The sequence below is a fragment of the bacterium genome (assembly GCA_024226335.1).
Classification (GTDB): Bacteria; Myxococcota_A; UBA9160; order SZUA-336; family SZUA-336; genus JAAELY01.
This window is the reverse complement of the sequence record JAAELY010000317.1, coordinates 1-704: the sequence shown is the minus strand read 5'-3', so window position 1 is coordinate 704 and position 704 is coordinate 1. Positions and strand designations below refer to the sequence as shown.

Genomic DNA, 704 nt, shown 5'->3' with positions numbered 1-704 from the left:
GAGCAGGGTCAAGTCGACTGGGCTCACTTCGGTGAAGTCCACATTGGTCAGGCCCGCCGACGCTTGTCCGGCTTCGTGCTGACCCTGAGCTATTCCCGTGCCCTGGCGCTGGAATTCTTCTTCGACCAATCGCTGGAGAATTTCATGCGCGGCCACGTACGAGCCTTCGCCGAGTTGGGTGGGGTCCCGAGGGTCTTGCTCTACGACAATCTGCGCTCGGCCGTGTTGGCCCGCCGAGGGAATGTCGTGCAGTTCAACCCGCGCCTACTCGAGCTGTGCGCCCATTATCATTTCGAGCCGCGGCCTTGCCGCCCCCGGCGAGGAAACGAGAAAGGCCGCGTCGAGCGGGCCATCCGCTATGTGCGCGAGAGCTTCTTTGCCGCACGCCCGTTCACCACGCTCGAGGATTTCAACCGTCAAGCCCAAGCCTGGCGCGACGACATCGCACACCTGAGACCCTGGCCCGGCAACGCCGAACGCAGCGTGGCCGAAGTGCTCGACGAGGAGCGCGAGCACTTGCTACCGCTACCGGCGCATCCCTTCGAAACCGATCAACTCTTGCCCATCCGATCGGGTAAGACGATCTACGTCCGATTTGATCTCAATGACTACTCCATCCCGCACACTGCGTTCCAACGGCCGTCGACCCTCCTCGCTGCGGACTCTGTGGTTCGGATCCTCGATGGACATACCGAGATCGCACG

General features: G+C 62.5%; 1 protein-coding gene. It reads left to right on the top strand.

The window, feature by feature from the left end:
• The coding region (locus GY725_16650) for an IS21 family transposase (GenBank protein ID MCP4005822.1) at positions 1–704 on the top strand (704 nt) is incomplete at both ends.